26 protein-coding genes and 1 pseudogene are annotated in these 26306 nt (G+C 46.0%); 19 read left to right on the top strand and 8 right to left on the bottom strand.

From position 1 onward, the window contains the following. The first annotated feature begins 28 nt into the window (after positions 1–28). Both VER99_RS16600 and VER99_RS16595 read left to right on the top strand, forming a co-directional pair. Positions 29–1555 (top strand): bifunctional ADP-dependent NAD(P)H-hydrate dehydratase/NAD(P)H-hydrate epimerase, encoded by a 1527-nt coding sequence (locus tag VER99_RS16600; protein ID WP_020334188.1) that lies wholly within the window; start codon positions 29–31, stop codon positions 1553–1555. A gap of 412 nt (positions 1556–1967) precedes the next feature. After that, positions 1968–3011: a GMP reductase gene (locus VER99_RS16595; protein ID WP_014233825.1), complete on the top strand. Its 1044-nt coding sequence runs from the start codon at positions 1968–1970 to the stop codon at positions 3009–3011. A gap of 123 nt (positions 3012–3134) precedes the next feature. On the opposite strand, the pseudogene VER99_RS16590 reads toward VER99_RS16595, so the two are convergent. Beyond that, positions 3135–3419: pseudogene (locus VER99_RS16590) on the bottom strand (hypothetical protein); the annotation flags it as partial. A gap of 72 nt (positions 3420–3491) precedes the next feature. After that, positions 3492–4424 carry a LysR family transcriptional regulator gene (locus VER99_RS16585; RefSeq protein ID WP_020334189.1) on the bottom strand — a complete coding sequence of 311 codons (933 nt, stop codon included), beginning with the start codon at positions 4422–4424 and terminating at the stop codon, positions 3492–3494. A gap of 152 nt (positions 4425–4576) precedes the next feature. Between VER99_RS16585 and VER99_RS16580 the strand changes: the two genes are divergently transcribed. The 10 genes from VER99_RS16580 (at position 4577) to VER99_RS16535 (ending at position 14157) form a co-directional block, all read left to right on the top strand. Beyond that, positions 4577–5494 (top strand): alpha/beta hydrolase, encoded by a 918-nt coding sequence (locus VER99_RS16580; protein ID WP_020334190.1) that lies wholly within the window; start codon positions 4577–4579, stop codon positions 5492–5494. A gap of 148 nt (positions 5495–5642) precedes the next feature. Next, complete coding sequence (locus tag VER99_RS16575; RefSeq protein ID WP_014233829.1) at positions 5643–5930, top strand: DUF1330 domain-containing protein; 288 nt, start codon at positions 5643–5645, stop codon at positions 5928–5930. Between the two features lie 75 nt (positions 5931–6005). Then, positions 6006–6644, top strand: coding sequence for an SDR family oxidoreductase (locus VER99_RS16570; RefSeq protein WP_020334191.1), 639 nt, complete (start codon positions 6006–6008; stop codon positions 6642–6644). 144 nt (positions 6645–6788) lie between these two features. Then, positions 6789–7619 carry an SDR family oxidoreductase gene (locus VER99_RS16565; protein ID WP_020334192.1) on the top strand — a complete coding sequence of 277 codons (831 nt, stop codon included), beginning with the start codon at positions 6789–6791 and terminating at the stop codon, positions 7617–7619. A 128-nt stretch (positions 7620–7747) separates the two neighbouring features. Then, positions 7748–8881 (top strand): NADH-dependent flavin oxidoreductase, encoded by a 1134-nt coding sequence (locus tag VER99_RS16560; protein WP_020334193.1) that lies wholly within the window; start codon positions 7748–7750, stop codon positions 8879–8881. Positions 8882–9193: 312 nt separating this feature from the next. Next, positions 9194–10321, top strand: a complete 1128-nt coding sequence (locus VER99_RS16555; RefSeq protein WP_020334194.1) for a low temperature requirement protein A — start codon at positions 9194–9196, stop codon at positions 10319–10321. Between the two features lie 265 nt (positions 10322–10586). Then, positions 10587–11501 carry an alpha/beta hydrolase gene (locus tag VER99_RS16550; protein ID WP_014233834.1) on the top strand — a complete coding sequence of 305 codons (915 nt, stop codon included), beginning with the start codon at positions 10587–10589 and terminating at the stop codon, positions 11499–11501. A 76-nt stretch (positions 11502–11577) separates the two neighbouring features. Then, on the top strand, positions 11578–12516 hold the full coding sequence (locus VER99_RS16545) for an alpha/beta hydrolase (RefSeq protein ID WP_024372788.1): 939 nt from the start codon (positions 11578–11580) through the stop codon (positions 12514–12516). A 106-nt stretch (positions 12517–12622) separates the two neighbouring features. Next, positions 12623–13240 (top strand): flavodoxin family protein, encoded by a 618-nt coding sequence (locus VER99_RS16540; RefSeq protein WP_020334196.1) that lies wholly within the window; start codon positions 12623–12625, stop codon positions 13238–13240. 17 nt (positions 13241–13257) lie between these two features. Next, positions 13258–14157 (top strand): AraC family transcriptional regulator, encoded by a 900-nt coding sequence (locus VER99_RS16535; RefSeq protein WP_020334198.1) that lies wholly within the window; start codon positions 13258–13260, stop codon positions 14155–14157. A 58-nt stretch (positions 14158–14215) separates the two neighbouring features. Here VER99_RS16535 and VER99_RS16530 read toward each other — a convergent pair whose 3' ends face one another. From VER99_RS16530 to VER99_RS16505, 6 genes are all read right to left on the bottom strand, one after another. Beyond that, positions 14216–14983: an IclR family transcriptional regulator domain-containing protein gene (locus VER99_RS16530; RefSeq protein ID WP_024372789.1), complete on the bottom strand. Its 768-nt coding sequence runs from the start codon at positions 14981–14983 to the stop codon at positions 14216–14218. A gap of 144 nt (positions 14984–15127) precedes the next feature. Continuing rightward, a complete protein-coding gene (locus tag VER99_RS16525; protein ID WP_020334201.1) occupies positions 15128–15916 on the bottom strand; it encodes an alpha/beta fold hydrolase in 789 nt (262 codons plus the stop codon). A 13-nt stretch (positions 15917–15929) separates the two neighbouring features. Continuing rightward, positions 15930–17132, bottom strand: a complete 1203-nt coding sequence (gene pcaF / locus VER99_RS16520) for a 3-oxoadipyl-CoA thiolase (protein WP_020334202.1) — start codon at positions 17130–17132, stop codon at positions 15930–15932. Positions 17133–17140: 8 nt separating this feature from the next. After that, positions 17141–17917 (bottom strand): CoA-transferase subunit beta, encoded by a 777-nt coding sequence (locus VER99_RS16515; RefSeq protein WP_020334203.1) that lies wholly within the window; start codon positions 17915–17917, stop codon positions 17141–17143. Further along, complete coding sequence (locus VER99_RS16510; protein WP_020334204.1) at positions 17917–18732, bottom strand: CoA transferase subunit A; 816 nt, start codon at positions 18730–18732, stop codon at positions 17917–17919. The genes VER99_RS16515 and VER99_RS16510 overlap by 1 nt, the downstream gene beginning before the upstream one ends. Positions 18733–19035: 303 nt before the next feature. Next, positions 19036–19941, bottom strand: coding sequence for a LysR family transcriptional regulator (locus tag VER99_RS16505; RefSeq protein ID WP_236699358.1), 906 nt, complete (start codon positions 19939–19941; stop codon positions 19036–19038). A 125-nt stretch (positions 19942–20066) separates the two neighbouring features. Between VER99_RS16505 and VER99_RS16500 the strand changes: the two genes are divergently transcribed. The 7 genes from VER99_RS16500 (at position 20067) to benD (ending at position 26289) form a co-directional block, all read left to right on the top strand. Beyond that, entirely contained in the window at positions 20067–21185 is a 1119-nt protein-coding gene (locus VER99_RS16500; RefSeq protein ID WP_020334205.1) for a muconate/chloromuconate family cycloisomerase, read from the top strand. Between the two features lie 18 nt (positions 21186–21203). Continuing rightward, positions 21204–21494, top strand: coding sequence for a muconolactone Delta-isomerase (gene catC, locus VER99_RS16495; protein WP_014233845.1), 291 nt, complete (start codon positions 21204–21206; stop codon positions 21492–21494). Positions 21495–21554: 60 nt separating this feature from the next. Next, the gene (catA, locus tag VER99_RS16490; RefSeq protein ID WP_020334206.1) at positions 21555–22496 is read left to right on the top strand and encodes a catechol 1,2-dioxygenase; all 942 of its coding nucleotides are present in this window, start codon (positions 21555–21557) and stop codon (positions 22494–22496) included. 100 nt (positions 22497–22596) lie between these two features. Continuing rightward, complete coding sequence (locus VER99_RS16485; RefSeq protein ID WP_020334207.1) at positions 22597–23973, top strand: Rieske 2Fe-2S domain-containing protein; 1377 nt, start codon at positions 22597–22599, stop codon at positions 23971–23973. After that, positions 23970–24461, top strand: a complete 492-nt coding sequence (gene benB / locus VER99_RS16480) for a benzoate 1,2-dioxygenase small subunit (RefSeq protein WP_020334208.1) — start codon at positions 23970–23972, stop codon at positions 24459–24461. Before VER99_RS16485 ends, benB begins: the two co-directional genes overlap by 4 nt. 20 nt (positions 24462–24481) lie before the next feature. After that, entirely contained in the window at positions 24482–25513 is a 1032-nt protein-coding gene (gene benC / locus VER99_RS16475) for a benzoate 1,2-dioxygenase electron transfer component BenC (RefSeq protein WP_020334209.1), read from the top strand. Next, positions 25510–26289 (top strand): benzoate diol dehydrogenase BenD, encoded by a 780-nt coding sequence (gene benD, locus VER99_RS16470; protein WP_020334210.1) that lies wholly within the window; start codon positions 25510–25512, stop codon positions 26287–26289. Before benC ends, benD begins: the two co-directional genes overlap by 4 nt. The last annotated feature ends 17 nt before the right edge of the window (positions 26290–26306 follow it).

Here is a 26306-nt window from a genome sequence, read left to right as displayed (position 1 = left end):
TTGTGTGCTTGTGACGAAGAATGTGGTTATGGACTTTAATCTTGCTTTAAAACTTTATACAGCAGAACAAGTCAAAAATGGTGAAGTGATTGCTGCGCAGATGGCTGGCGTTTCAATGTATAGCTTGATGCAACGAGCTGGGATGGCCGTTTACGAGCAATTTCTGCATCTCTACCCCAGAGCAAAGAATGTATTGGTCGTTTGCGGTAAAGGCAATAATGGTGGAGATGGTTATGTTTTTGCTTCTCTCGCTAAGCAAGCCCAACTCAATGTGAAGGTATTTCAGCTTGGAGATACTTCTTCACTTACTGGCGATGCTCGCTGTGCTTACGAAGATTGGCAAACCGTTGATGGCCAAAACAGCAGCTGGGATGACTGGAACACCGCATTACTTGAAGCGGATGTCATCATCGACGCAATACTGGGGACAGGGTTGAGCGGTGAAGTGAGAAAAGAGTATCGCCGCTATATTGAGCAAATTAACCAAATTCTGTGTCCGGTCATTTCAGTCGACATTCCCTCAGGATTATGCGCCAACACGGGCTCTGTGTTAGGTGATGCAATATACGCAAACCACACGGTTACTTTTATCGGTGTCAAACAAGGTTTAGTGACGGCCCAGGCGAGAAGTCATGTGGGTGAATTGCACTTTCGTGGCTTGGGCGTCAATGTAGAGTTTGACTCTATAGAAGAGGAGAGTGCGTTAGGTATCGATCACAAAGTCATCCCTCGACTTTTACCTCCACAAAAACCAACCGCTCACAAAGGCGATAACGGTAAATTGCTTTGCGTCGGTGGCAATCTCGGAATGTCCGGCGCGATTCGCTTCTGCGCTTCGGCTGCTGTGCGCAGTGGATCGGGACTGACTGCAGGGATAACCCATCCAACGAGCCTAGTGCCACTGCAAATCGCTTGCCCAGAAGTGATGAGCCAAAGTATTACCGCTGATGAGTTGCGGAATACCGAAAATGAACTGACTAAGCGAATTAGATGGGCTGATGCATTAGTTTTTGGCCCTGGATTTGGCGATGATGAGTGGGCATATCAAGCGTATCAATATTTGTCACAGCCGCATAAACCCAAAGTCGTCGATGCCGACGGGTTGAATATATTGGCGATGCTCAGCCAGCGTTATGATGGAACGTTAGTATGCGATAACCAACGAGTGATGACCCCACATCCGGGAGAAGCCGCGCGTTTGTTAAATGTGACCACGCAAGACGTTGAACGTGACCGGTATTCAGCCGCTAGGCAGTTGCACGAACGTTTTGGTGGTGTGGTGGTGCTGAAAGGCGCTGGGACGCTCATTTATGATGGCATACGAATGTATGTTTGTCTGGCTGGTAATCCGGGTATGGCAAGCGGAGGAATGGGAGATGTGCTCTCCGGTGTTATTGGTGCGTTGCTGGCGAAAGGTATACCAATCTCTATCGCTGCCAGATTAGGCGTCATGATCCATAGCCACGCGGCGGATATCAATGTGAGCCAATATGGAGAGCGAGGATTGTTAGCCAGTGATGTCGTAGAAACGCTTCGCTTTGCCATGAATCCATGAAATTTTGGTCCGATTTTGTGAAAATCTTTGTATTTCAAGCTGCCGATTAGGGTATTACTTGCGTGGAATTTGACGGATTTGAGATATGAAACGTCTGAATCTGGTCACTGAGACGCAACGGTTTGCGCAATCGTTTGAGAGCCATGACATTTTAACTTGTTGAATTTGTTAAATAAGAAAAAAATTTGATGGTTTTAGCGGTGTTTTTGATATGCGATTTTCAAGATGGTAACACAAAAAAATTTCAAATATCAGACTTGTAGGAAATAAATCACAGCCTATAATGCTGAAAACCGGAGCGTCTGCCAACGCTCCGGTTTTTTTGTGTCCGAAGAACAGTGAACTCGTCTGCCAACGACTTCACTACGCACTCTGAGATGACACATAGACATATGAATCAAGGAATTACACAATGCGTATCGAACAAGAACTTAAGTTAGGTTTCAAAGATGTACTGTTTCGCCCGAAACGTTCTACCCTTAAAAGCCGTTCTCAAGTAAATTTAACCCGCGATTTTACATTCAAGCATAGTGGTCGTCAATGGTCTGGTGTGCCTGTAATTGCAGCGAACATGGACTCGGTTGGTAGCTTTGAAATGGCTACTGCGTTAGCTGAGCATGGTGTAATGACAGCAGTGCACAAGCACTACACAGTGGAAGATTGGGCGGAGTTTGCGAAATCAGCAGACAAAGCAACACTGAACAACGTGATGGTGTCTACCGGTACGTCGGATGCAGACTTCCAAAAAACCAAGGACATCATGGCACTTTCTGATGAGTTCATTTTCATCTGCGTTGATATCGCCAATGGTTACTCAGAGCACCTCGTTGAGTATGTAGAACGCGTACGCGCAGAATTCCCAGACAAAGTTATCTCTGCTGGTAACGTTGTTACAGGTGACATGTGTGAAGAGCTAATTCTTGCTGGTGCAGACATCGTCAAAGTGGGTATTGGCCCAGGTTCAGTTTGTACGACACGCGTTAAAACCGGTGTTGGTTACCCGCAGCTTTCTGCAATCATCGAATGTGGTGATGCGGCGCACGGTCTTGGCGGTATGATCATCGGTGATGGTGGTTGTTCTTGCGCGGGTGACGTTTCAAAAGCATTCGGTGGCGGTGCAGACTTCGTTATGCTTGGTGGTATGCTGGCTGGTCACGAAGAGTCAGGCGGTGAAGTTATCGAGAAAGATGGCAAAACCTTCATGAAATTCTACGGCATGTCTTCTCAGTCGGCTATGGACAAGCACTCAGGTGGTGTGGCTAAGTACCGCGCAGCTGAAGGAAAAACCGTACTATTACCTTACCGCGGCAGTGTTCACGGCACTATTCAGGACATCCTTGGTGGCGTGCGTTCAACCTGTACATACGTAGGTGCAGCGAAGCTTAAAGAGCTAACGAAGCGTACGACTTTCATCCGCGTACAAGAGCAAGAGAACAACGTATTCGGCAAAGAGTAAGTCGACTGAATATCGGAAAATTCGAATAATTAAGAGCCGCATTTAGCGGCTCTTTTTTTGCCCTAAATTTGACGAGTGACGACAAAGTGGCGACAGAGCTCTAAAAAATTTTGTGGCGACAGGCTATAAATTGCTAAGAGGGTTACGGGTAATTACATTAGATAAATGATCGCGAGCGAAGTGTGCGTAGCGCATTGTCATCGAGATATCAGCATGGCCTAATACGTCGCGCAGAACCAGAATGTTGCCACCGTTCATCATAAAATGACTGCCTTTTAATTGTGCGGCTTCGTTCCAACGCGCACCAGTGGATAAACACAGCTTAACAATTTCGAGCATGTCAGTTAGTTCGTGTTGGCCTGCGAGAGAGAGTAAATCGCGGATTTGTTCTGTAGTGAGGAAAGCCAGATCAACATGCTATACGAAAAGCACCGCCGACGCAGTGCAGCAACTTCATCTGAGACAATCCTAGTATAGGGATTACTTTAGTGACGATTTAAGAAGTTCACGTTTTTCGACCAAGAAATCCATTAGGGCACGTATTTTTTTAGGCATGTTCTCTCGTGAAGGAACGTAAAGATAAAATCCGGGAAAAGGCCGACACCAAGGAGTAAGGACTCGCGTTAATGCTCCTTCTTCTAAATGTTTTAATACCCACAAATCAATGTGCTTAACCAATCCGACCCCTTGTATAGCGGCCTGTAACATACTGTAATCGTCATTAAACACGGCACTCCCTTTCGGTTCATAAATGACCGTGTGTTTCTCTTGATCCGGTGATGTCAGAGACCAGTGGTCTATCGTTCCACTGGAGGTGAATCGGTACGCGAGACAGTTGTGTGCTTCTAAGTCATTTGGATTTTTGGGGATACCATGTTGCTTGAAGTAAGCAGGGGACCCCACAATCGCATTCGTTAAAGAGGGAGTAATGGGAACCGCAACCATATGTTCCTCTAAACTGACCCCCAAACGAATACCCACATCGACACCTTCCGCGACGATATTCGTAAATCCATCTTCCATAATCAGCTCTAAACGTATCTTGGGATATAGCGTCAAAAATTCGTTGAGATGTGGCTCGATAAGAAGCCTAGCTGCCGTCCTAGATGCGCTTATCCGTATCAAGCCTGAGGGTTCAATATGAGATTCATTCAACTCATTGACAACCTGTTCAATACTCATAAGTGATGGGTGCAAGATGTCTAGTAAACGCTGGCCTTCCTCTGTCAGCGACATGTTACGTGTGGTGCGATTTAACAAACGGACTTGTAGCTGCTGCTCTAACCCTTTGACATGTTGTGATAGGGCTGCGCGCGTTACCCCCATTTCAGAGGCTGCTTTGGTAAAACTGCGATGACGAGCAACATGTGCAAACCACGTCAACGAAGAAACAAGAGAGGGTTCAATTGGCATATTCAGAGCCTAACAAAATAACGTTTGTAAAGTATAGCTAAACAGTCATGTAGGTAAAACGATATTTATCAAACACAGTCCATTCATTAAGATTACCTCGAAGCTTACGTCATCCCATGACGAACAGTTAACCCCTACAGGAGAATTCCGTTATGTCTAAAGTCACTTTCAAAAATCTAAATGGTCAAGGTATAGAAATTTCTGCCGTCATCAATTTCCCGAAAGACTTTGATGAAAGCAAGCAATATGCAGCAGTCGTTGTGTCACACCCAGGCGGCGGTGTGAAAGAACAAACAGCGGGTTTGTATGCAAAAAAACTGGCTGAAAACGGTCTAATCACTGTAGCGTTCGACCGCTCATACCAAGGTGAAAGCACGGGTGAGCCTCGTCAGATGGAAAATCCTTATACGAGCACGGAAGATGTTAGTGCGGTCGTTGACTACCTAACCACTCTGGCTTATGTCGACAATGACAAAATTGGCGCGATGGGTATTTGTGCAGGTGCTGGATATAGTGCAAATGCAGCCATTAATGACCGTCGAATTAAAGCTCTCGGCATGGTAAGCGCAGTTAACATCGGCCAAATGTTCCGTAACGGTTGGGAAAACAATGTCCAAGACGCTGATGCGGTGGGCTATTTAGAGTTCGGCTCTAACGCTCGGACCACGGACGCCAGCAGCGGTGAGTTCGCCATTATTCCTCTTGCGCCGATGCGTGAAGAAGATGCGCCAAATGAAGAGCTCCGTGAAGCATGGGAATACTACCACACACCACGTTGCGCGCATCCGAATGCACCAGGTTTTGCTTTAACACGTAACCTAAACCAAATCATTACTTATGACGCATACCACAAAGCAGAAGCGTTTCTGACTCAACCAATTCTCGCGATTGCAGGCAGTGTTGCAGGCAGTAAATGGATGAGTGACGACTTGATTGAACGTGCGGCGAGTGCAGATAAAACATTGTATGTGATTGAAGGTGCGAACCACATGTCGCTGTATGACGTACCAAAGTATGTCGACGAAGCCGTATCTCAACTGGTCCCATTCTTCAAAGATGCGCTGAAATAGTCATCATCGATAAATGGATTAGGCACTGACACTGATAATTCTGTGTCGGTGCTATGAACAAAAGCTAGGTCGTCTTCCTCAAACGAGGTTTCTTCTAGCAAAGAATCTGTGTGTTAACCACTCTATCTTTTTTCAGAGAGGCGTCATTATGCCAACTTACGTTATTTTTACTCGTGAGAGTACGACGGACCAGAGTTCTTTGGACAAGTACATGGAGAATGTGCGTCCTACCCTTGATGGCCATTCTGTAAAAGTGCTTTCTGCTTACGGAAGTCAACAAGCATTAGAAGGACAAGGGCCGGAAGGTGTCGTCCTTTTAGAGTTTCCATCAAAGTCGGATGCGTTAGCCTGGTATCACAGTCCAGATTACGCGGACGTTGTGAAGTATAGATTTCAGGGAGCTCGATACCGAGTTGTTATGGTTGATAGCAATTAATATCTCCATAACTCAAATTTAATTCAGGCAATAAGCAAATATTAAATCCTATTTAGAAATTAAAGGAAATTAAATATGAGTAATGTTCTTGTTCTTGGTGCCAGTGGACAGATAGCGCAATGGGTGGTGAAATTTTTGACTAACCAACCAGAAATTAATCAAACGTTGTTCTTACGAAACCCTAAAAAATTAGCCGAATTTGACCCGGCCCAAGCTCAGATCGTAGTGGGTAACGTGCTCGATCGTGAATTACTTAAATCGTCAATGTCAGGCCAAGATATTGTCTATGCCAACCTAATCGGTGATGACCTAGATAAACAAGCAGAAGCTGTTATCGATGCGATGCAAGAAACTGGCGTGAAACGACTTATATTTGTTCTGTCTCTGGGTATCTATGATGAAATCCCCGGTAAGTTTGGTGAGTGGAACGACAACATTATCGGTGAGCCGCTGAAGTATTATCGCCGCGCTGCTGATGCCATTGAAGCCTCTGGTTTAGATTACACCATTTTGCGACCTGCTTGGCTGATGGACGACGACGAAGTGGATTATGAAATCACAGAGAAGGGGCAGCCTTTTAAAGGCACTGTCGTCTCACGTAAGAGTGTCGGTGATTTGATTGCTAAAGTCATCGTCAATCCAGATCTGCACATTGGCGCGAACCTAGGTGTAAATAAACCGAATACTGACGCAGATAAGCCGTATTTCATGTAAATCAAAACATGCTTCTGAGTCACTCCTCATTACCCAGAATGGCAATATGAGTGACTTTCGAGAGGATTATTACATTAGCAACCGCAATAGCAGGCGAGACACTTGTACGCGGGAACTAATCATACGCAACAAATAGGAGCCATCATGAGCCGCATTTGGTTTGTAACGGGTACTTCCCGTGGTATGGGAACAGACATTGTTAAAGCCGCATTGGAACAAGGCGATAAAGTTGTGGCGACAGGCCGCAGTTTGAACCGATTGAGAGAAGTGTTTGCTGACGCCCCAGCAGATAGAATTCAGCTATTGGAATTAGACGTTACGAGCGAGTCTCAGGCACAACAAGCAGTAAGTGAAGCAGTCAAACGTTTTGGACGGATTGATGTGCTGGTTAACAACGCCGGTTACTGTTTACTGGGACGATTTGAAGAGGCAACTTCAGAACAAATAGAAGCGCAGTTTGGCACTAACGTATTTGGCATGGCCAATGTCTTGCGTGCTGTACTACCAGTCATGCGTTCTCAAGGCAGTGGGCGCATTTTTAATACGTCTTCAATTGCAGGGGTGAAAGCAGTGGCAAATGCAACCTTCTACTCGGCATCAAAATTTGCTGTTGAAGGGATGACGCTCGCTTTAGCGGATGAAGTTGCCCCATTTGGCATACAAGTTACGGCGATTGAACCTGGCTTTTTCCGTACAGAATTTCTCAATGATTCATCAGCGAGTTACGGTGAAAACCAAATTGAGGATTACTTACCTTACGGCCACGCACGAGAGTTGTTAAGCGCTGCGGACGGTCAGCAGCAAGGAGATCCAGCGAAATTAGCCAACGTAATCATGAGAGTCGCAAACTTAGAAAAGCAACCGAAACAGCTTTTGATTGGCAATGATGCCATTGATTTTGTGACGCCAACGTTGGTGTCTCGCTTGGCTGAAACGTCGCAATTCGCAAGCTTAACTCAATCCACAGATTTTTAAGAACAAGTCTGTTTGAAAGTAGTGACGTTATCCGAGACAGAATGACTCACTCACTGAAAAATATTTTTAATACCATTGCTGATGAATGTCTTAATGATTAACGATGTAATTAGAGGTTTTAGTTACTAATGATTGACCCAATATTTCAACCTTTTACTTTTGCTAACGGTATCACCTTAAAAAACCGTGTTGTGATGGCACCGATGACCACTTGGTCATCTAATGAAGATGAAACTATTTCTGATGAAGAACTGGCGTATTATCGATCGCGTGCTCATGGGGTCGGCTTGATGTTGACGGGGTGTACCCATGTACAACCAAGCGGTATTGGGTTTACTCATGAATTTGCCGCGTATGATGATCGCTTTATTCCAAGCTTGCGTAAACTCGCTCACGCTGCAAAAAGTGGTGGTGCAACAGCGGTATTGCAACTGTTCCACGCAGGTAATAAAGCAGTCCCAGAGTTGATCCCAAACGGTGAGCTCGTTAGTGCGAGTGCCGTTGCTGCACCGAAAGGGCCATTTAATGATGGGAAGCTGGCGAGTCGTGCATTAACGGAGCAAGAAATACTTGATGTAATTCGTGACTTTGGTGAAGCCACGCGCCGTGCTATTGAGGCAGGTTTTGATGGTATCGAGCTGCACGGTGCGCACGGCTTTTTGATCCAGAACTTCCTGTCACCATTATTCAACCAACGAACGGACAAATGGGGTGGTACACTCGAAAATCGAATGCGTTTTCCTCTGGAGGTGGTTCGTGAGGTTCGTCGTGTTATTTCGGAATATGCTGATCGTCCTTTCCTGCTCGGCTATCGTATCTCGCCAGAAGAACCTGGAGAAGGCGCGCTTCGCATTGACGATGCATTAGCCCTTGCAGATCAGTTAGCGAATGAAGGTCACATCGATTACCTCCACACGTCTTTATACAATATCCTTTCAGGGAGATCTCAAGAAGACACCACGGGTAAAACTACCGCAGAGCGTTTTGTCGAAGTGATTGCTGGACGAATCCCTTTGATGGCAGCGGGAGAAATTCGTACGCCAGATGAAGCTCGTGAGGTTGTGAAAATGGATTTGCCGATGGTAGTGGTTGGCCGTAGTCTGGTGATGAACCCTAACTGGGTTGAAATGGCTCAGACTGGACAGGAATCAGAAATCAAGATGCAGTTAGATTCATCCAGTAGTGCTAAAGCGTTACAGATCCCAACTAAATTATGGGAGGTAATTAACGCTACGCCAGGGTGGTTTCCTGTAAACGCATAGCTCACCGTTAGGTGTTGAATTGTTCACGCATGCATTTAATCCCATCATTAAACGATCCTAATTTAGGGTCGTTTTTGTATGTATTCAGTTGAAATTGTGTTCCCAAACACTTGAAAGAGTAAGTATATGAATTATGTCTGATTCGAAAGGAATTTAGGCTAGTTCAATAATCTGATGCCTTGGAAAATAGCCGAGGTAGCACCTATCCTTTAAATTCACCCAATTACGTGAACCCCTTAGAAACTTAGGGAAAAACTGTATCGATACCCTAAGAGACTAAAGTAATGCCGCATATTATTTAGGTACTCATCAATGCAAAAAAAAGAAGAATATGAAGTCGCGCCATTGGAGTTATTTTTTGATCTGATTTTTGTTTTCGCACTAATTCAATTATCACACCATCTCGCAGAGCATTTAACTTGGAGAGGTGCAGCTGAAACTGCAACGCTACTCATAGGTGTGCTTTCAGTCTGGTCATACACCAGTTGGGCAGCAACGATGATCCCAGTACATCGCGGAACCAGTACTATTATGTTGCTGGTTGTGACACTGCTGGGATTGATGATGAATGCTTCCATAGGGTCAGCGTTTGGTGATTCGGCCTGGAGCTTTGTGATACCAATGCTTGTCATTCAGGTTGGCCGAACAATTTGGACTATCAACAATTCACCCACAACAGAATACAAGCAACACTTTAAGGCGGTTTTGATTTGGTTAGTATTAGTGTCGCCACTATGGATTATAGGTGCTTTAACAGAACCAGAGACGCGACTGCTTTGGTGGGGGGCGGCTGTCCTTGTAGACCTAATTGGTTCCTATCTTGCTCACCCTATTCCAGGGCATCGTATCAATTTTGAACAACTTCCTTTTGATGCGGAGCATATGCTGGAAAGATACAATTTGTTTGTGATCATTGCTCTTGGTGAAACGATCTTGATGGCTGGAACATCTATCGCGGAGCATCCGACTGATTTCATGACTCTCTTTACAGGAAGCTCAGCGTTGATGATCACAATGTCTTTATGGGCGCTCGCCTTTGGGTCGATACAAAAACATACAGAAGAGTACGCCAAAGTCACAATAAATCCGGTTGGGATAAGCCACTATGCGATGAACGCCTTAATGGTTATGGTCGCGAGTCTCATTGTTTTAGCGGTAGGTAACGAAAAAACCATCCATCATCCAATCGAGCATGCTTCTTTATCAACAGGGCTTATGATTTCACTAGCGCCTGGAGTCTTTCTGATGATGCAAGGATTGTTTTTAAAAACCATGTTGAACATAAAGTCGCTCTTACACTGGGTTGGTGGGATTATTACAGGGTTATCTGGTTTTTTGATTCTGTGGTTGCCACCATATGCTGTCATTTTTATTGTTGGGTTGGTACTAACCTGTCTTGCACTTTTAGATTGGCACTACAGACACAAAGAAACAGTGTAACTATCAATGCAATAGCAAAATAAACAATGTTAAATCTTCATGATGGTAAGTTTTTTATCTTAATTTTCATCAAGTTAAGTCGGAGTAGTTTAGAGTTTGATGTGAGTGCTAATGATGTTTTGTCATTTTAGGCAATCATCGTCTCATTTTGTGCAAACAATCAATTGCGTTGCTTCCTATACTCATTCGTAAGTCAAGAGCACAGACAACCGCTGGATACCCAGCTTCTCTTGATAACAATGAACTCTAGTTAGGAGCAATGCACATGAACAAAGTCAACTTCCCAAACACCAATGGCCTGGATATTACGCTAGCCGGTTTGATTAACTTTCCTGCTGACTTCGACAAGAGTCAACGCTATCCAGCGGTTGTGGTTTCTCATCCGGGCGGCGGTGTTAAAGAACAGACCGCTGGTACCTACGCTAAAAAACTGGCTGAACACGGTTTTATAGCTATCGCCTACGATGCCTCTTATCAAGGTGAAAGTACTGGTGAGCCTCGTCAACTAGAAAACCCACACGTCCGAACTGAAGATGTAAGCGCTGTGATCGATTACCTAACCACACTGGATTACGTCGACAACGATCGTATTGGTGCGATGGGTATTTGTGCTGGTGCTGGTTACACAGCGAATGCAGCGATAAACGACCGCCGAATCAAAGCGGTGGGTACGGTGAGCATGGTGAACATTGGTCAGATGTTCCGCAATGGTTGGGATAACAATGTTAAGGATAGTGATGCGCTTCCTTATATCGAAGCCGGTTCAGGTGCCAGAACATCAGATGCAAGTGGTGCAGAAATCGCGACCATTCCAATGGCACCAATGAAAGAAGAAGACGCACCAAACGAAGAACTGCGTCAAGCGTGGGAATACTACCACACTGACCGCGCGGCTTATTGCACCGCACCAGGCTTTGCAACAGCACGCAGCTTGACCCAAATCATTACCTACGATGCGTTCTTCAAAGCGGAGGCATTTTTAACGCAGCCACTTTTAACTGTTGTGGGCAGCGATGCGGGTAGTAAATGGATGAGTGATGACCTGATGGCGCGAGCAGCAAGTGCTGACAAACAAATGCATGTCGTTAACGGGGCAAATCACATGGATCTTTATGATGGTGAATCTCCAATTGCGGAAGCTATCGGTGTGTTAGCGCCTTTCTTCCAACGCACACTGTAAACAAATCTAAGTTAATTCTCGATATTAGGCTCAACTAGCTTGAGCCTATGTTTAGATTAAATGGAAATTGATGATTATGAATACTAAAAAAATCACCTTTAAAAATGCCGATATGGCGTGGGATATGTCAGCGTTAATTCTGTTACCTGAAGGGTTCGATGAATCAAAACGTTACCCAACGATGATCAGTGTCCATCCTTTTGGTAGCTGTAAAGAGCAAACATCCAGTGCGGTATATGGCAAAGCGTTGGCTGAATTAGGTTACGTAGTGATCGCTTTTGATGCGAGTTTCCAGGGGGAATCTGGTGGACTTCCTCGCTATGTTGAAGACCCAAGCCAACGTGTTGAAGATATCAGTCGTGTTATCGATTATGCAGTAACCTTACCTTATGTCGACGATGAGCGCATTGGTGGCCTTGGTATCTGTGGTGGAGGCGGCTACATCTTAAGCTCAGCGCTGACTGAAAAACGCTTGAAAGCGGTTGTTGGTATAACACCGGTGAACGTAGGGCGCTTGTTCCGCGAAGGATTCAGCTTGTATAACCCAATTGGTGCGCTTGAAGCGATGGCCGCTCAGCGTACGGCCGAAGCTCGCGGCGCAGAGTTGCAAGTCAATGAACTTCTTCCACCAAGTCCTGAGTTTGCGAAAGAGAACGGACTAACAGAACGTGACGTATTCGAAGCGACGGATTATTACAAAACGCCACGTGGACAATCTGAGGGTGGGGCAACACGTATGTTGTTCTCTCACGCACAAAAAACTTTGAGTTGGGATGCGTTTGCCTTTGCGGAAGCGTTGATGACTCAACCAATGATGGCTGTTGTTGGTCAAAAAGTCGGTGCATTCGGTGCATTTCGAGATGGACAGGAAATCTTTGGTCGAGCGGTTGCATCGAAAGATCGCCAACTAGTGGATTTGAAAAACTGGTCACACTACGAGCTGTACGACCATCCAGAAGCGGTCGGAATGGCAATGGATAAGGTTGCTCCTTTCCTTGCTACACATCTCAAGTAAATTGAAATTAAGAAGCGTTTTTCCACAACAGGTGAGCGCTTCTGTTTCTGTTTTAATCATTCTCTTTCAGAAAGTTATCTCTGTTTAAGTATATAGGTGAGTGACTATGATCCGATGGATAGGCATTGTACTGTTAATAGCTGTAGTAGTGGTATTTTTGGTTGCGTTCGTGGTCACTCGTGTCGAAAATGCACAACATTCTGCAAACCAGCAACTACAAGAGCGCCAGGCAACAGCTAGCGATAAACAGGCTACAACAGCGGTTGTGGTGTTTTCCCGGTCTGGCAACACTGGAATCCTTGCCAACCATATTGCAAATAAAACTAACGCTAATATTTATGAAATCACTGCGAACAACTATGAACTTGGCGTCCCTGGATTGATCAGTGCATTAAAGGACGCGCGGAGCAACGTGGCAGATATTATGCCTACGCGTATCGACCTTTCATCGTATGATACTGTTTATTTAGGCTCACCTATTTGGTTATACAGTCCGGCACCACCTATTTGGCAATTTGCAAAAGATAACGATTTCACGAATAAACACGTCGTGTTGTTTAATACTTTCAACAGCAAATTCGAGCAGCATTTCATTGATGAATTTGAGGCGTTAGTTCGGTCTAACGGTGCAGTGAGTTTCTCTCATCAATATGTTAAGCGTGGAAGGATGGGTAGCCAGATTTCTACTGAGCAAATGCTTAAGATTTTTGATCAGAAACAGTGATGGTATAGGGAAAGGTTATGCTAACGACTCGCGGGAATGACAATATCCAAAGCTTGGCTGACAAAGCGTTCGCTTACGGAAAAATCGAAGGCGATCACAACACTAGTATCCAAGGTTTAACAGTGCATATCAGAAACAATCCAACGACACCTTTGCACTGCATTTACACTTTGAGCTTGTCCATGATCTTACAAGGGGCGAAACAATTAGCGATTGAAAAAGAAGTATTACCATGTGTTGCGGGACAATCAATGTTAACAACGTTTGATTTGCCTGTCGTTTCACATGTAACTGAAGCAACCAGATATAATCCATTTGTTGCTGTTGTACTAAAACTCGATTATGAATTGATCATGCATACCTGTGTTGAACTTGATCTTGATAAACCTGCACGTGATGTGAAGTATAAATCAATATCAATCCATGATATTGACGCGGGACTTAGCAATGCAATGACTCGTCTTATAGATTTGCAGAAAGAACCCATTTATCTTGATAGCTTAACTCCCCTGATTAAGAAGGAAATACTAACACGTCTTTTGTTAGGGCCTCATGGTACACACCTGCGACACTTAGCTTCAGCGGGTACGCCTAGTTCGCAAATACTAAATGTTGTCACTTGGATGAAGACAAATTTAACGAATAGTATGGAAATTAACGAGCTAGCTCAACGAGCACATATGAGTGCTTCTTCGTTTCGACAACACTTTAAAGCTTTAACAGGAACAAGCCCTCTTCAATATTTGAAAAACTTACGCTTGCAAGAAGCTAGAGACCAAATGTTATTAAACGGTTTAGATGCAAGCCAAGCTAGTGGTTTTGTAGGATATGAGAGTGCTTCGCAGTTCAGTCGCGAATACAGTCGATTGTTTGGGCTGCCTCCTCAGAAAGATATTCAACGTTTACGTCAAGTGTAATACTAGGATTTGGTGCTACTTTGTTATAGTTGTGACTGTGGGTTGGTGGCTAAGCTTACTATGGCAGGGACATAGAGATGCGCTGAGCTGTATCTTTCAGGACTGGAACAAACTCACTGATCATCCTATCTACGGTGGTCTTACTGGAGTGACAGCTTACATTCAGGGTTAATCGAAGCTTTCCGTTGCGGTTGAATACGGGAACTGCCACGGAACGTAGTCCCAGCTCTAGTTCCTGGTCATTGATGGCATACCCTTGTACGCGTACCTTGGCAATCTCTGCCTTTAGTTCACTAGGCGATGTCAGCGTGTTTGGTGTCAACTGGATAAGATTGGATTGCGTTAACAGATGATCTAACTCTTCTTCTGGAAGTCCAGAAAGCAGTACTCGTCCCATCGACGTTGCATACGCCGGAAGTCTGGCACCGATCTGTAAGTTAAAAGCCATCAGAGGACGGACGGGGATTCGGGCGATATAAACGATATTTTCTCCTTCAAGTACAGCTGCCGAGCTAGACTCACCAAGCTGTTGAGTGACCAATTCTAATTGGGTTGAGACTGTGCCTCCGACATCCAATGTCGACAGGTAGGAATACCCAAGTTCAAGCACCTTCGCTGTCAGGGAGAATCGATTGCCGTCGGTTTCAACGTAGCCGAGTTTTAGCATGGTCAGTAAGAAGCGTCTTGCTGATGCTCTGGACAGATCGTTTTTTTTGGCGACCTCTGTGAGGGTCATACTCATCGAATTAGGCTCGAATGAACGGATTACATTGAGTCCTTTAGCAAACGTAGTCAGAAAATCTTTATCAGAAGTACTATGTTCCATCGTAATAGATCCAAAACCGAATAATTGTGCGATTATCGCACTATAGAAAAAGACAATCAATGTCTGTAAAGAAGGAAGAATGGTTGTCGTATCAATGAAAAAATCAGGCCTCGCCATGATCGTGGCGTGCCTGAATATTTCAAATCAACACATGTTCGATAGGAGTATTTTGCTAAACAATGCAGGATTTTCTACCGATGGGACGTGACCGATCTCATCGAGAATAATAGGTGCATTTGCTTCACTCAGGTCTGCCAGTTGCTGAAGTACCTGAGGAGGAGTCGCGACATCATCAGCGCCTCCAACCAAGACTAAATGAACAGCTTTGTTCAACGATTTCTGACGAAAATCGGTTTTTCCAAGCATTTCACATAGCAGCGCATAACTGCGGTTCTCGCACTCAGTGAGTTGATGTTTCCAGACCTCAATCAGATCTGGTTGTTGTTGACAAGCCAGTTGGCCAAACCAGCGCGGTACTATTTGTTCCGCCATCAAGCCTAGCCCTTTGTCGCGTACATCTATGGAGCGGGCCTGCCAGTTTTCCGGTGTACCAATCACCGCGCCTGTGTTGGTTAGCACGGCAGAAATTACTCTCTCACTATGGTTGATCAGCAGTTGCTGTCCAATAACTCCACCAATGGATGTACCCACAAAATGAAAACGCTCTTCTCCGACTTGGTCGGCGAGCGCGAGCACTTCTCCTGCCAAGTCATCAGGCAAGATTTCTGTAGCATCTTCTGCCAACGCCTCACTTTTCCCATGACCGGGAAGATCCCAGGTCACAACTTTAAAGTTCTGGATGAGGTAGGGAAGAACTCCGTCCCAGACACTTTGATTCATGCCAAGAGGGTGCGCCAATATCAGCAGCGGATTCCCTTCTTCTCCATGGCTATGGTAGCAGATAGTGCGACCTTGATAGCTCATAAAACCCATGCGATCTCCTTGTTTAAGCTCTTTCGATAAGTGTCGCGATACCTTGTCCAACTCCAACGCACATCGTACATAGGGCATAACGTCCACCTGTTCGTTGTAATTGGAGTGCGGCTGTCATCAGTAAACGGGCACCTGACATACCTAAAGGATGTCCTAATGCAATAGCGCCACCATTCGGGTTAACCCTAGGATCATCGTCTTCGATTCCTAATTCCCTTAACACCGCGAGCCCTTGCGCTGCAAACGCTTCATTAAGCTCGATAACATCGATATCTTGAATGCTTATTCTGTGTTTCTCCAGCAGTTTTTTCACCGCTGGCACAGGGCCAATACCCATTACTCGAGGCTCCACGCCTGCTGTTGCCATACCCAATATTTTGGCTACTGGCGTTAGGCTATGTTGACTGACCGCATCCTCACTGGCAACGAGCATGGCCGCTGCACCGTCATTTACACCCGAGGCATTGCCTGCTGTTACACTGCCACCGTTGCGGAATGGGGTCGGCAGCGAGGCGAGCTTTTCCAACGTGCTTGGTCGTGGGTGTTCATCGGTATCGAATATTAACGGTTCTTGGCGTTTGCGCTGAATTTCAATCGGGACGATTTCTTGTGCAAAAATTTGGTCCGTAATAGCTTGTTGCGCTTTTTTCTGTGATCGAAAAGCAAAAAGATCCTGATCTTCACGTGAAACATGATAGGTTTCAGCAACATTTTCCGCTGTCTCTGGCATGGAGTCGACACCGTATAATTGTTTCATTAATGGGTTAACGAAGCGCCAGCCAATCGTTGTGTCTTCAATTTGTTGGGTTCGGGTGAATGCGCTGTCGGCTTTACCCATCACATAAGGCGCACGTGACATCGATTCCACACCACCAGCCAGTACCAAATCCATTTCTCCCGCTTTGATAGCCCGGAAAGCCGTTCCGACCGCATCCATCCCTGAGCCACATAAGCGATTAATCGTGGTACCTGGAACGGATGTCGGTAAGCCTGCAAGCAGAGCTGACATACGTGCCACATTTCGGTTGTCTTCGCCTGCTTGGTTAGCCGAACCCATGATGACTTCGTCAATTGCTGCAGGATCCATATTGGGTACTTGTTCTAAGACTGCTTTAAAAATTTGGGCTGCAAGATCATCTGGGCGAACACTTGCAAGGGTACCACCGAAGCGACCGATAGCTGAACGTCGAGGGTTACAAAGGTAAACATTAGTCATAGCGGTACTCACTCTTGGTTGGCATGTTGGCGCTGAGTTCTTTCTTTTAGCTCACGTAATACTTTTAGTTCTAAGCTATTTGGCGCTGGTGTTGTTTCCAGGTTATCGGAAAACTGAATTTCCCAGCCAGTCGCTTCTATGACATCTTCTTGAGTCACTCCAGGGTGCAGCGACACTACTATCAATTCCTTGGTTGCAGGGTCAGGGCGAAGGATACATAAGTCTGTGATGACAACCGTCGGGCCTTTGCCGAGATTAGGGACGTTGTCTCTTGCCTTTCCATCGCGACCGAAGCCTACAGTGGTGATGAAATCAACATCTTTTACAAAGGTACGTTTTGAATGCTTCACTGTGATAAAGACTTCTTTTGCATTGGTGGCAATTTCTGGGGCACCACCACCGCCTGGTAAACGCACTTTTGGTTCGCGGTAATCACCAACCAGAGTCGTATTCAGGTTTGCAAAACGATCGATTTGTGCCGTACCTAAAAATCCTACGCTGACATGACCACCTTGTAACCAATAACGAAACATTTCAGGAACAGATACGGTGCTCAATGCCGAGTGACACAATTCGCCGTCACCTATCGACAATGGCAAAACGTTTGGCTTGGTCTGCAACGTACCCGATTCATAAATAAGGGTAATATTCGGCGCATGAGTCAGTCGGGCTAGATTCGCAGCTTCACTTGGCAGGCCGATGCCGACAAAACAAGTCATGTTATCCGTTAGTGCACGAGCTGCGGTGATGCTCATCATCTCTGAAGACGTGTATTCAAAACTCATTATGCTTCTCCCTGTTCGAAAATGTTTTCCTGTACCCAAGCTTGGAAGCTTGCTCGATCGCGTGATATGCCATCCCATTGTTTGTAGAAGCTGTTGTCGCGTTCATAGTAGCCCAAGGCATAGGAAGGCTTCGCACCTAAAGGAACGTGTGAAATAGCCGTGATTGCCCAAGAGGGAAGAACGCACGCGTTCACTGAAGCCTCAAGATCATCAACAATTTCTTCGACCGTGACGATGCTACGTTTAGCAGCCAGGGCCGCTTCTTTTTGCACACCGAGTATGCCTTCGATCAGTACATTGCCTTTTTTATCGGCTTTTTGAGCGTGAATGACCGTCACGTCAGGTCTAATCGAAGGCACGGCAGCCAACTGTTCGTTGCTAAAAGGGCAGGTAATGAATTTGATCTGTTCATTAACTTTTGGCAGATCACTGCCGACATATCCACGTAGAACTGCGAGGGGCAATCCAGCTGCACCAGCTTCATAAGCGCATGCCATTGCCGCATGGCTATGCTCAAAGAGTTCCAATTGATGTGGCCAGCCTTTTTCTACAGCGTCTCGTAGTCGGTGCAAAGATCCTACTCCAGGGTTTCCTCCCCAAGAAAAGATCAACTTTTTCACACATCCTGCGCCAATTAACTGGTCATAGACCAAATCAGGCGTCATACGAATTAACGTTAAATCCCTTTTTTCCTGACGGATGATTTCATGCCCAGCTGCGAACGGGATGAGGTGGGTAAAACCTTCCATCGCGACAGTGTCGCCGTGGAAAATATGCTTGCTTATCGCTTCTTTGAGAGAAAGGAACTCAGCCATAACAATGTCTCCTTACTGATTATGTGCTTCACGTTGTTGTGCGATATACGCACTAATATTCACTATTCGTACGCAATGTTTGCTCAAAATATCAGCCGTCGTCAAGCGAAAAGAATAAAAAGTTCGAATATAGTTTATATTGTGCGTATATCGAACTTTTGGTGAGTGAATTCACCCAGAAAACTAGGGGTATAGAGTGGTTTAAAAACAGAAGTATTTGTGAGGTGAAGTGTGTAGAAAGTGGCATTTAAGCCACATAAACGTTTGATGAATCGGGCAAAAGGTACCTAACCCATTTAAGGGTTAGGAGTATCGGCCCGTTCTGCGGTTTTCAACTAGCTCTTCCAAGATTGTGTTCACTAGTCGCATTACCGCGTTGATGTTTTCTCCTCGTCGGCGAGAGGCGATGACTTGTGTTTTGATACTGGTATCTTGGAGCCGGACGTACTCAATACCTTCTCGGTTTAGTTTACGTACCTGTTCCGGAACCAATGTAAAACCCATCTCAGAAGCAACCAAGGAAAGTGCGGTTTGTAAGTCATTGACTTGTTGGCTGACATTGCTTCTTAAACCACGGTTATAAAATAGTCCCTGAGTAAAATGAGCAAATTGTGCGCCGGGACCAGTGGGGAACGTGATCATTGGAATTTCGGCCAATTCTTGTAAGGAAGGGTTACTTTTCCCTAACTCATGACCACTAGGAATTGCAGCTATTAACGGTTCCTCAAACAGCAGTTCCTGTTCTATTTCAGGGTCATCGATATGGACTCGGCCGAAGCCGATATCAATTTTTCCTGTTTTCAACGCTTCAATTTGGTCACGAGTTGTTAATTCATGTAACACGATTTCTAAATTTTTGTTTTTCCTTAGTCGTCTTACCATCAGTGGTAGCTGGCCGTAAAAAACCGAAGGAACAAAGCCGATAGAAAATAATGTTTTGCGTTTTTTCGTTATCTGCTGCGTTCCTTCAATCGTCACCATCACTTTGTCGAGAATTTGTTTTGCATGAACTAAAAAGTACGCGCCGCCGTCCGTCAACTCCAGCCCCCGGGGCTTACGAATAAACAACTGAACACCAACTATTTCCTCAAGTTGCTTTATCTGCCTAGTTAGCGGCGGCTGGGCAATACATAGCTTTTCTGCGGCTCTGGTGAGATTACCTTCCTCAGCGACAGCGACAAAGTATCGCAGGTGTCTTAACTCCATCATACCTCCTGGGTATTGCTCACTACTTATTTGATATTTGTATCAGCCCACTATTACACATAACCTTCATCAAACAAACGATTCACATCTCATTTACATATTGTTTAACAAAGTTACTTGGAGCCTATATGTCAGCAACCATTCATTCTATTGAGGCGAGTCTGATTGATATCCCAACAATACGTCCGCACAAGCTTTCAGTTACAACCATGGGCGTACAAACGATGGTGATTGTGCGGATTAAAGATTCTGACGGATTCGAGGGGATCGGCGAAGCGACTACCATTGGCGGCTTAGCTTATGGCCCTGAAAGCCCTGAGAGTGTCAAACTGACCATTGATACTTACTTTGCACCTCACCTCATTGGGCAGCCGTCTCACAACATCAATACCTTAAAGGTAAGGCTCAATTCTGCCATCCGGGGTAACAACCTTGCGAAGTCGGCGATAGAAACCGCTTTGTTGGATTTACAAGGGAAGCGCTTAAACCTCTCGGTATCTGAATTACTTGGCGGGGCAGTCCATCAACATCTCCCAGTTCTGTGGACGTTAGCCAGTGGTAATACCAACCAAGATATCGATGAAGCACTGAGTTTAATAGACGCTCAGCGCCATTGTGATTTCAAACTCAAAATTGGTTCTGGAGCATTAAAAGATGACGTTAACCACGTCATTGCTATTAAACAGGCCGTGGGCGATTCGGCGAGTATTCGTGTCGATGTCAATCAGGCTTGGGATGAATCCAGCGCAGCTATTGCTATGGCGAAATTCACTGAAGCGGGGGTTGATTTGGTCGAACAGCCAACACCAATGAAAGACTTTGATGCTTTGATTCGCTTGTCTCAGAAATTTTCCCTACCGATTCTAGCCGATGAATCAGTCGCAGACGCTAAGGATATGTATCACCTAGCGAAAGGCGGATTCGCAGGTGCAGTTGCTTTAAAAATCGCGAAAGCCGGTGGCCCAATCCAAGCCCTACAACAAGCACATGTTGCTCAAGCTGCAGGCATCGGATTATACGGTGGCACACTTCTAGAAGGCACGATTGGCACAGCTGCTTCTTTGCACGCTTGGTCAACACTAGAAACCTTGCATTGGGGAACGGAGATGTTTGGCCCGTTACTGATGAAGGATGACATCGTGACGAATCCACTCAACTTCCATCATAACGGCGTCGATTTACCTACAGGCCCGGGCCTCGGTATCGAGATTGACGAAGATAAATTTGCCTATTACCGCCGAAGCTAATTTTACGGAGAACCCCTCATGTTATTCAAAGTAGAAATGATCGTGAAAATTCCACACTCACTGCCGGAAGATACGGTCGCTGAAATCAAAGCAAAAGAGAAGGCTTACGCACAACAACTTCAGCAATCTGGCAAGTGGCGACACTTGTGGCGCGTGGCAGGCAGCTACGCCAACGTCAGCATTTTTGACGTAAAAGATAACGCTGAACTGCAGGACCTAATAAGCCAGTTACCACTGTTCCCCTACATGGATATCAGTGTTTCCCCATTATGCCGTCACCCTTCGTCCATTCACGAAGATGACCGATAAGTTAATCAAGCAATGTTAACTCACTGAAGAAAAAAGAAAATAAAGCAAGGAGAAGCAATCATGAACGTTAAGACTATGCACACACCAGAAGTCCAGGAGCTACTAGAAAAAGTGGCGGGTTTCAATAACTCTGACGGTAATGAAAGGGTTAAAACCATCCTGCATCGCCTAATGCACGATGTTTACCAGATTATAGAAGATCTGGATATTACACCGGATGAATTATGGTCAGCGGTGTATTACATCAACCAACTTGGTGCGAATGGCGAGGCAGCTTTGTTAGCTCCGGGTCTTGGTATCGACAAGTACTTAGATATTCGTTTGGACGAGGCAGATAAGCAAGCTGGTCTCTACGGCGGAACACCAAGAACGATTGAAGGCCCGCTATATGTAGCAGGTGCGCCGAAGAGTGAAGGTTTTGCTCGCATGGATGATGGCACCGACACAGATTCAGAAGTGATGCTACTGACCGGACAGGTTACGGATCAAGAAGGCAACCCGATTCGCAATGCAGTAGTCGATATTTGGCATGCAAATAGTATGGGAGCGTACTCTTACTTTGATCAATCCCAAAGTGACTACAATCTGCGCCGCCGAATCGAGACGGATGAAAATGGCCGCTACACCGCTCGCTCAATTATTCCGGCAGGTTACGGTTGCCCTCCTGAAGGCTCAACTCAGCAACTGCTTAACCAGTTAGGACGTCATGGTAACCGACCTGCACATATTCATTTCTTTATTTCTAAGCCGGGTTACAAGCACCTAACGACTCAGATAAACCTTGCTGGCGATGAATACACATACGATGATTTCGCTTTTGCAACCCTGGAAGAGTTGGTTGTTGAAGCGCAACGCATCGAAGATCCAGCTAAGGCTGACGCACTAGGCTTGGAAGGTCCATTCACTCAGGTTGAATTTGATATCCAGCTGGTCAGTACAGAAAAGTCAGAGCTTCAAGTTCGCCACTCCCGCCTTCGCGCTCTTGAGGGTCAACAGGCTTAACAAATTTCCCCTACTTATTGCCCTGTGCTAACCACCTTGATGTGGAGGTGGTTACAGCACCCCTGTACCCGAAACCCAGGATGCAAAAGGAATAAATATAATGAATAGCAAACTTAAGCAACTAGCAGACAACGTACGAAACGCCGTTGTTGCCGACCCAGACACCGGACGTTACCAGTGTGACCGTGGCATTTTTACCGACCGCGAACTGTTTGATCTGGAGATGAAGTACATCTTTGAAGGCAACTGGGTTTATCTTGCTCACGAAAGCCAAATTCCAAATCCAGGTGACTACTACTCTGTCACTGTCGGCAGACAGCCTGTTATCATCACTCGCACCAAAGACGGTGAATTAAAAGCCATCCTAAACACCTGTTCCCACCGTGGTGCCACTCTGTGCCGTAAGAAGCGCGGTAACAAGGCTTCTTTTACTTGTCCGTTTCACGGCTGGACGTTCCGCAATGACGGAAAACTTCTCAAGGCCAAAGACCAGAAAAAGGGTGGTTATCCGGAGCAGTTCAATACTGACGGTTCCCACGATTTGAAGCAGATGGCGAAGTTCGGCAACTATCGCGGATTTCTATTCGGTAGTTTGAGCGCCGATGTACTCCCGTTAGAAGAGCACCTGGGTGAAACGACCAAAATCATCGATAACATTGTTGATCAGGCAGAAGATGGGTTGGAAATACTGCGCGGCAGTTCAACTTACACCTACGAAGGCAACTGGAAGTTAACGGCAGAGAATGGCGCTGATGGCTACCACGTGAGTTCAGTGCACTGGAACTACTTATCGACCATGGGTCAGAGAAACTATGAAAAAGGCGGCACTGAGGCAGTAGATGCGAAAAGCTGGTCAGCTGAAGGCGGTTTCTACTCATTTGAAAACGGCCACATGATGCTCTGGACCCGCTTATTAAATCCTGAGGTCCGTCCGGTGTTCAGCCAACTAGAGAGATTGGAAAAGACCTTTGGTGAGGCAAGAGCCGACTCTATCGTCCGCACAACCAAAAACCTCTGTCTATATCCGAATGTTTACCTGATGGATCAGTTCTCGACCCAAATCCGGGTGAGTCGTCCTATTGATGTGAACAAAACTGAAGTCACTATTTATGCCTTCGCACCAAAGAATGAACCAGCAGAATTACGTGCCAAGCGTATCCGCCAGTACGAAGATTTCTTCAATGTATCTGGCATGGGGACCCCTGATGATCTGGAAGAATTCCGCGCATGCCAGGACGGATATGAGGCAAGAGGAGCACGTTGGAATGACATGAGCCGTGGTGCCTCTCATTGGATGAATGGGCCTGATGACCATGCTAACCAGTTAGATATGAAGCCTTTAATGAGCGGGACTAAACCAGAAGACGAAGGTTTGTATGTTAATCATCACCGCCACTGGCAGGACGAAATGCTAAGGGCTATTGAAGCTGAATCTGACCAAATTATTCCGGTACTTAACAAGGAGGCTGACGCATGAGCTTGAATTTCCAAGATATAGAGCAGTTTATCAACCGTGAAGCCCGCTACCTCGATGATAAAGAGTGGGATAACTGGCTAGAGTGTTATCACAAAGATGTGACTTACTGGATGCCAGCATGGGATGACGACGATCAGTTGACTGAGGATCCTCAGACCGAAATATCACTGATTTATTACCCGAACCGAGATGGTTTAGAAGACCGAGTTTACCGATTGAAAACGGAACGTTCTGGTGCAAGCTCATTGCCAGAACCTCGCACTAAACACTTCATCAGCGGGTTGGAGATCTTGTCACATGAAGGGAATGAGTTGCAGCTGCGTTTCAACTGGCTGACTAAGTCTTATCGCTATAAGAAGACACAGGAATACTACGGTACTTCTTTTTACACCTTAGATATCAGCACCGATACCCCTCTGATCACATTCAAAAAAATCGTGCTGACTAACGACTGCATCAATCAGGCAGTTGATGTTTACCACTTGTAATGGATTGCGGGAGTATCAATATGACTTATAACATTGCACTCAATTTCGAAGATGGCGTCACCCGTGTCATTAACTGTAACGACGGCGAGACGGTTCTCGATGCGGCATACCGCGCACAATTGAACTTACCTATGGACTGTTCAGACGGAGTTTGCGGTACGTGTAAGGGCACTTGCCGTCAAGGACAATACGATTTAGGCGAAGAGTATATCGACGAAGCGCTAACGGATGAAGAAGCTGAAAAAGGGCTTATCCTAACCTGTCAAATGGTGCCGTCCAGCGATTGTGTCGTTGAAATCCCAGCGGTTTCTTCAATGTGTAGCAAGGCTGCAAACAGCACAGTTGCGGGAACCGTCGATGTGGTCAATCTCATTTCGCCGACTGCCATCGAGCTAAAAATATCCGCTCAAAGTGATATCGGCTTCCTTCCTGGGCAATACGTGAATATACAGGTCCCGGGCAGTAATGAAACCAGAGCCTATTCATTCAGCTCACTACCTGGAAGTCGAGAATTGAGTTTCTTAATCCGAAATGTCCCAGGCGGTCTGATGAGCTCTTGGTTGGTCGGCAAAGCCAAGTCCAACGATACAGTCACGTTAACTGGTCCAATGGGCGTGTTCTATTTACGTCCGGTTGAGCGTCCCGTTGTTATGCTCGCTGGTGGTACGGGATTAGCTCCATTCCTTTCTATGCTGGAATATCTAAAGGAGAAAGGGTGCGACCAACCGGTACATTTGATCTACGGCGTAACAAACGACGATGATCTGGTGTGCTTATCCGCTTTGGAATCCTTTGCCGCCAGTATCCCTAACTTCAGTTTTAAAACGGTTGTCGCGAGTGAAGAAAGCGATCACCCGCGCAAAGGATACGTGACCAATCATATGGAAGACGCGCCTTTCAATGATGGTGATGTTGACGTCTACCTTTGCGGGCCACCACCAATGGTGAATGCGGTATTAGGACACTTCGAATCTCAGGGAATCAAACCGAATTCTTTCCATTACGAGAAATTCACTGCGAGCGTCACTCCCGCTTCTGAGGAGGCTGCATGAGTGCCCGTTTTATTAATAAGGTCATGATTGTCACCGGGGCTGCGCAAGGTATTGGTAAACGAGTAGCCGAACTGGCCGCGAGCGAAGGTGCAACGCTGGTTCTGGTCGATATCGCCGACTATGTGCATGGCGTGGCTTCTCAACTGCAAGAGCAAGGAACGGAAGTACTGGCGCTTCAAGCTGACTTGGAAACATGGCAAGGAGCACAATCCGTTATGGAGAAAGCGTACGCACAATATGGTCGTATCGATATTCTCATCAACAATGTGGGCGGAACCATTTGGGCTCAGCCATTCGAATATTACCAACCAGAGCAAATAGAGAAGGAAGTGCAACGGTCACTGTTTCCTACGCTTTGGTGTTGCCGGGCTGTGATTCCTTACATGTTGGAGCAAAAGGGTGGGGCTATCGTCAATGTCTCATCCGTCGCTACCCGAGGATTGATGCGTGTTCCCTATGGCGCTTCTAAGGGAGGCGTCAATGCTCTGACAGTGAATATGGCATTCGAATACGCCGAGCGCGGGATCCGAATAAACGCCACAGCACCCGGAGGCACAGAAGCGCCAGCAAGGTTAACTCCACGCAACCGTGAACCCCAGCAGGAAAGGGAAAAAGGGTGGTATCAAACCCTTATCGACCAGACGAATGACACCAGCTTTATGCATCGTTATGGAACGCTCGATGAGCAGGCTGAACCAATCCTGTTTTTGGCATCTGATGCAGCTGGTTACATCACTGGAACAGTGCTTCCTGTGGCAGGAGGAGATTTAGGTTAGTAAATAAAAGGAACAGG

The organism is Vibrio natriegens NBRC 15636 = ATCC 14048 = DSM 759 (assembly GCF_035621455.1).
In the GTDB taxonomy this organism is placed as follows: Bacteria; Pseudomonadota; Gammaproteobacteria; order Enterobacterales; family Vibrionaceae; genus Vibrio; species Vibrio natriegens.
This window is presented reverse-complemented; position numbering and strand designations above follow the sequence as displayed.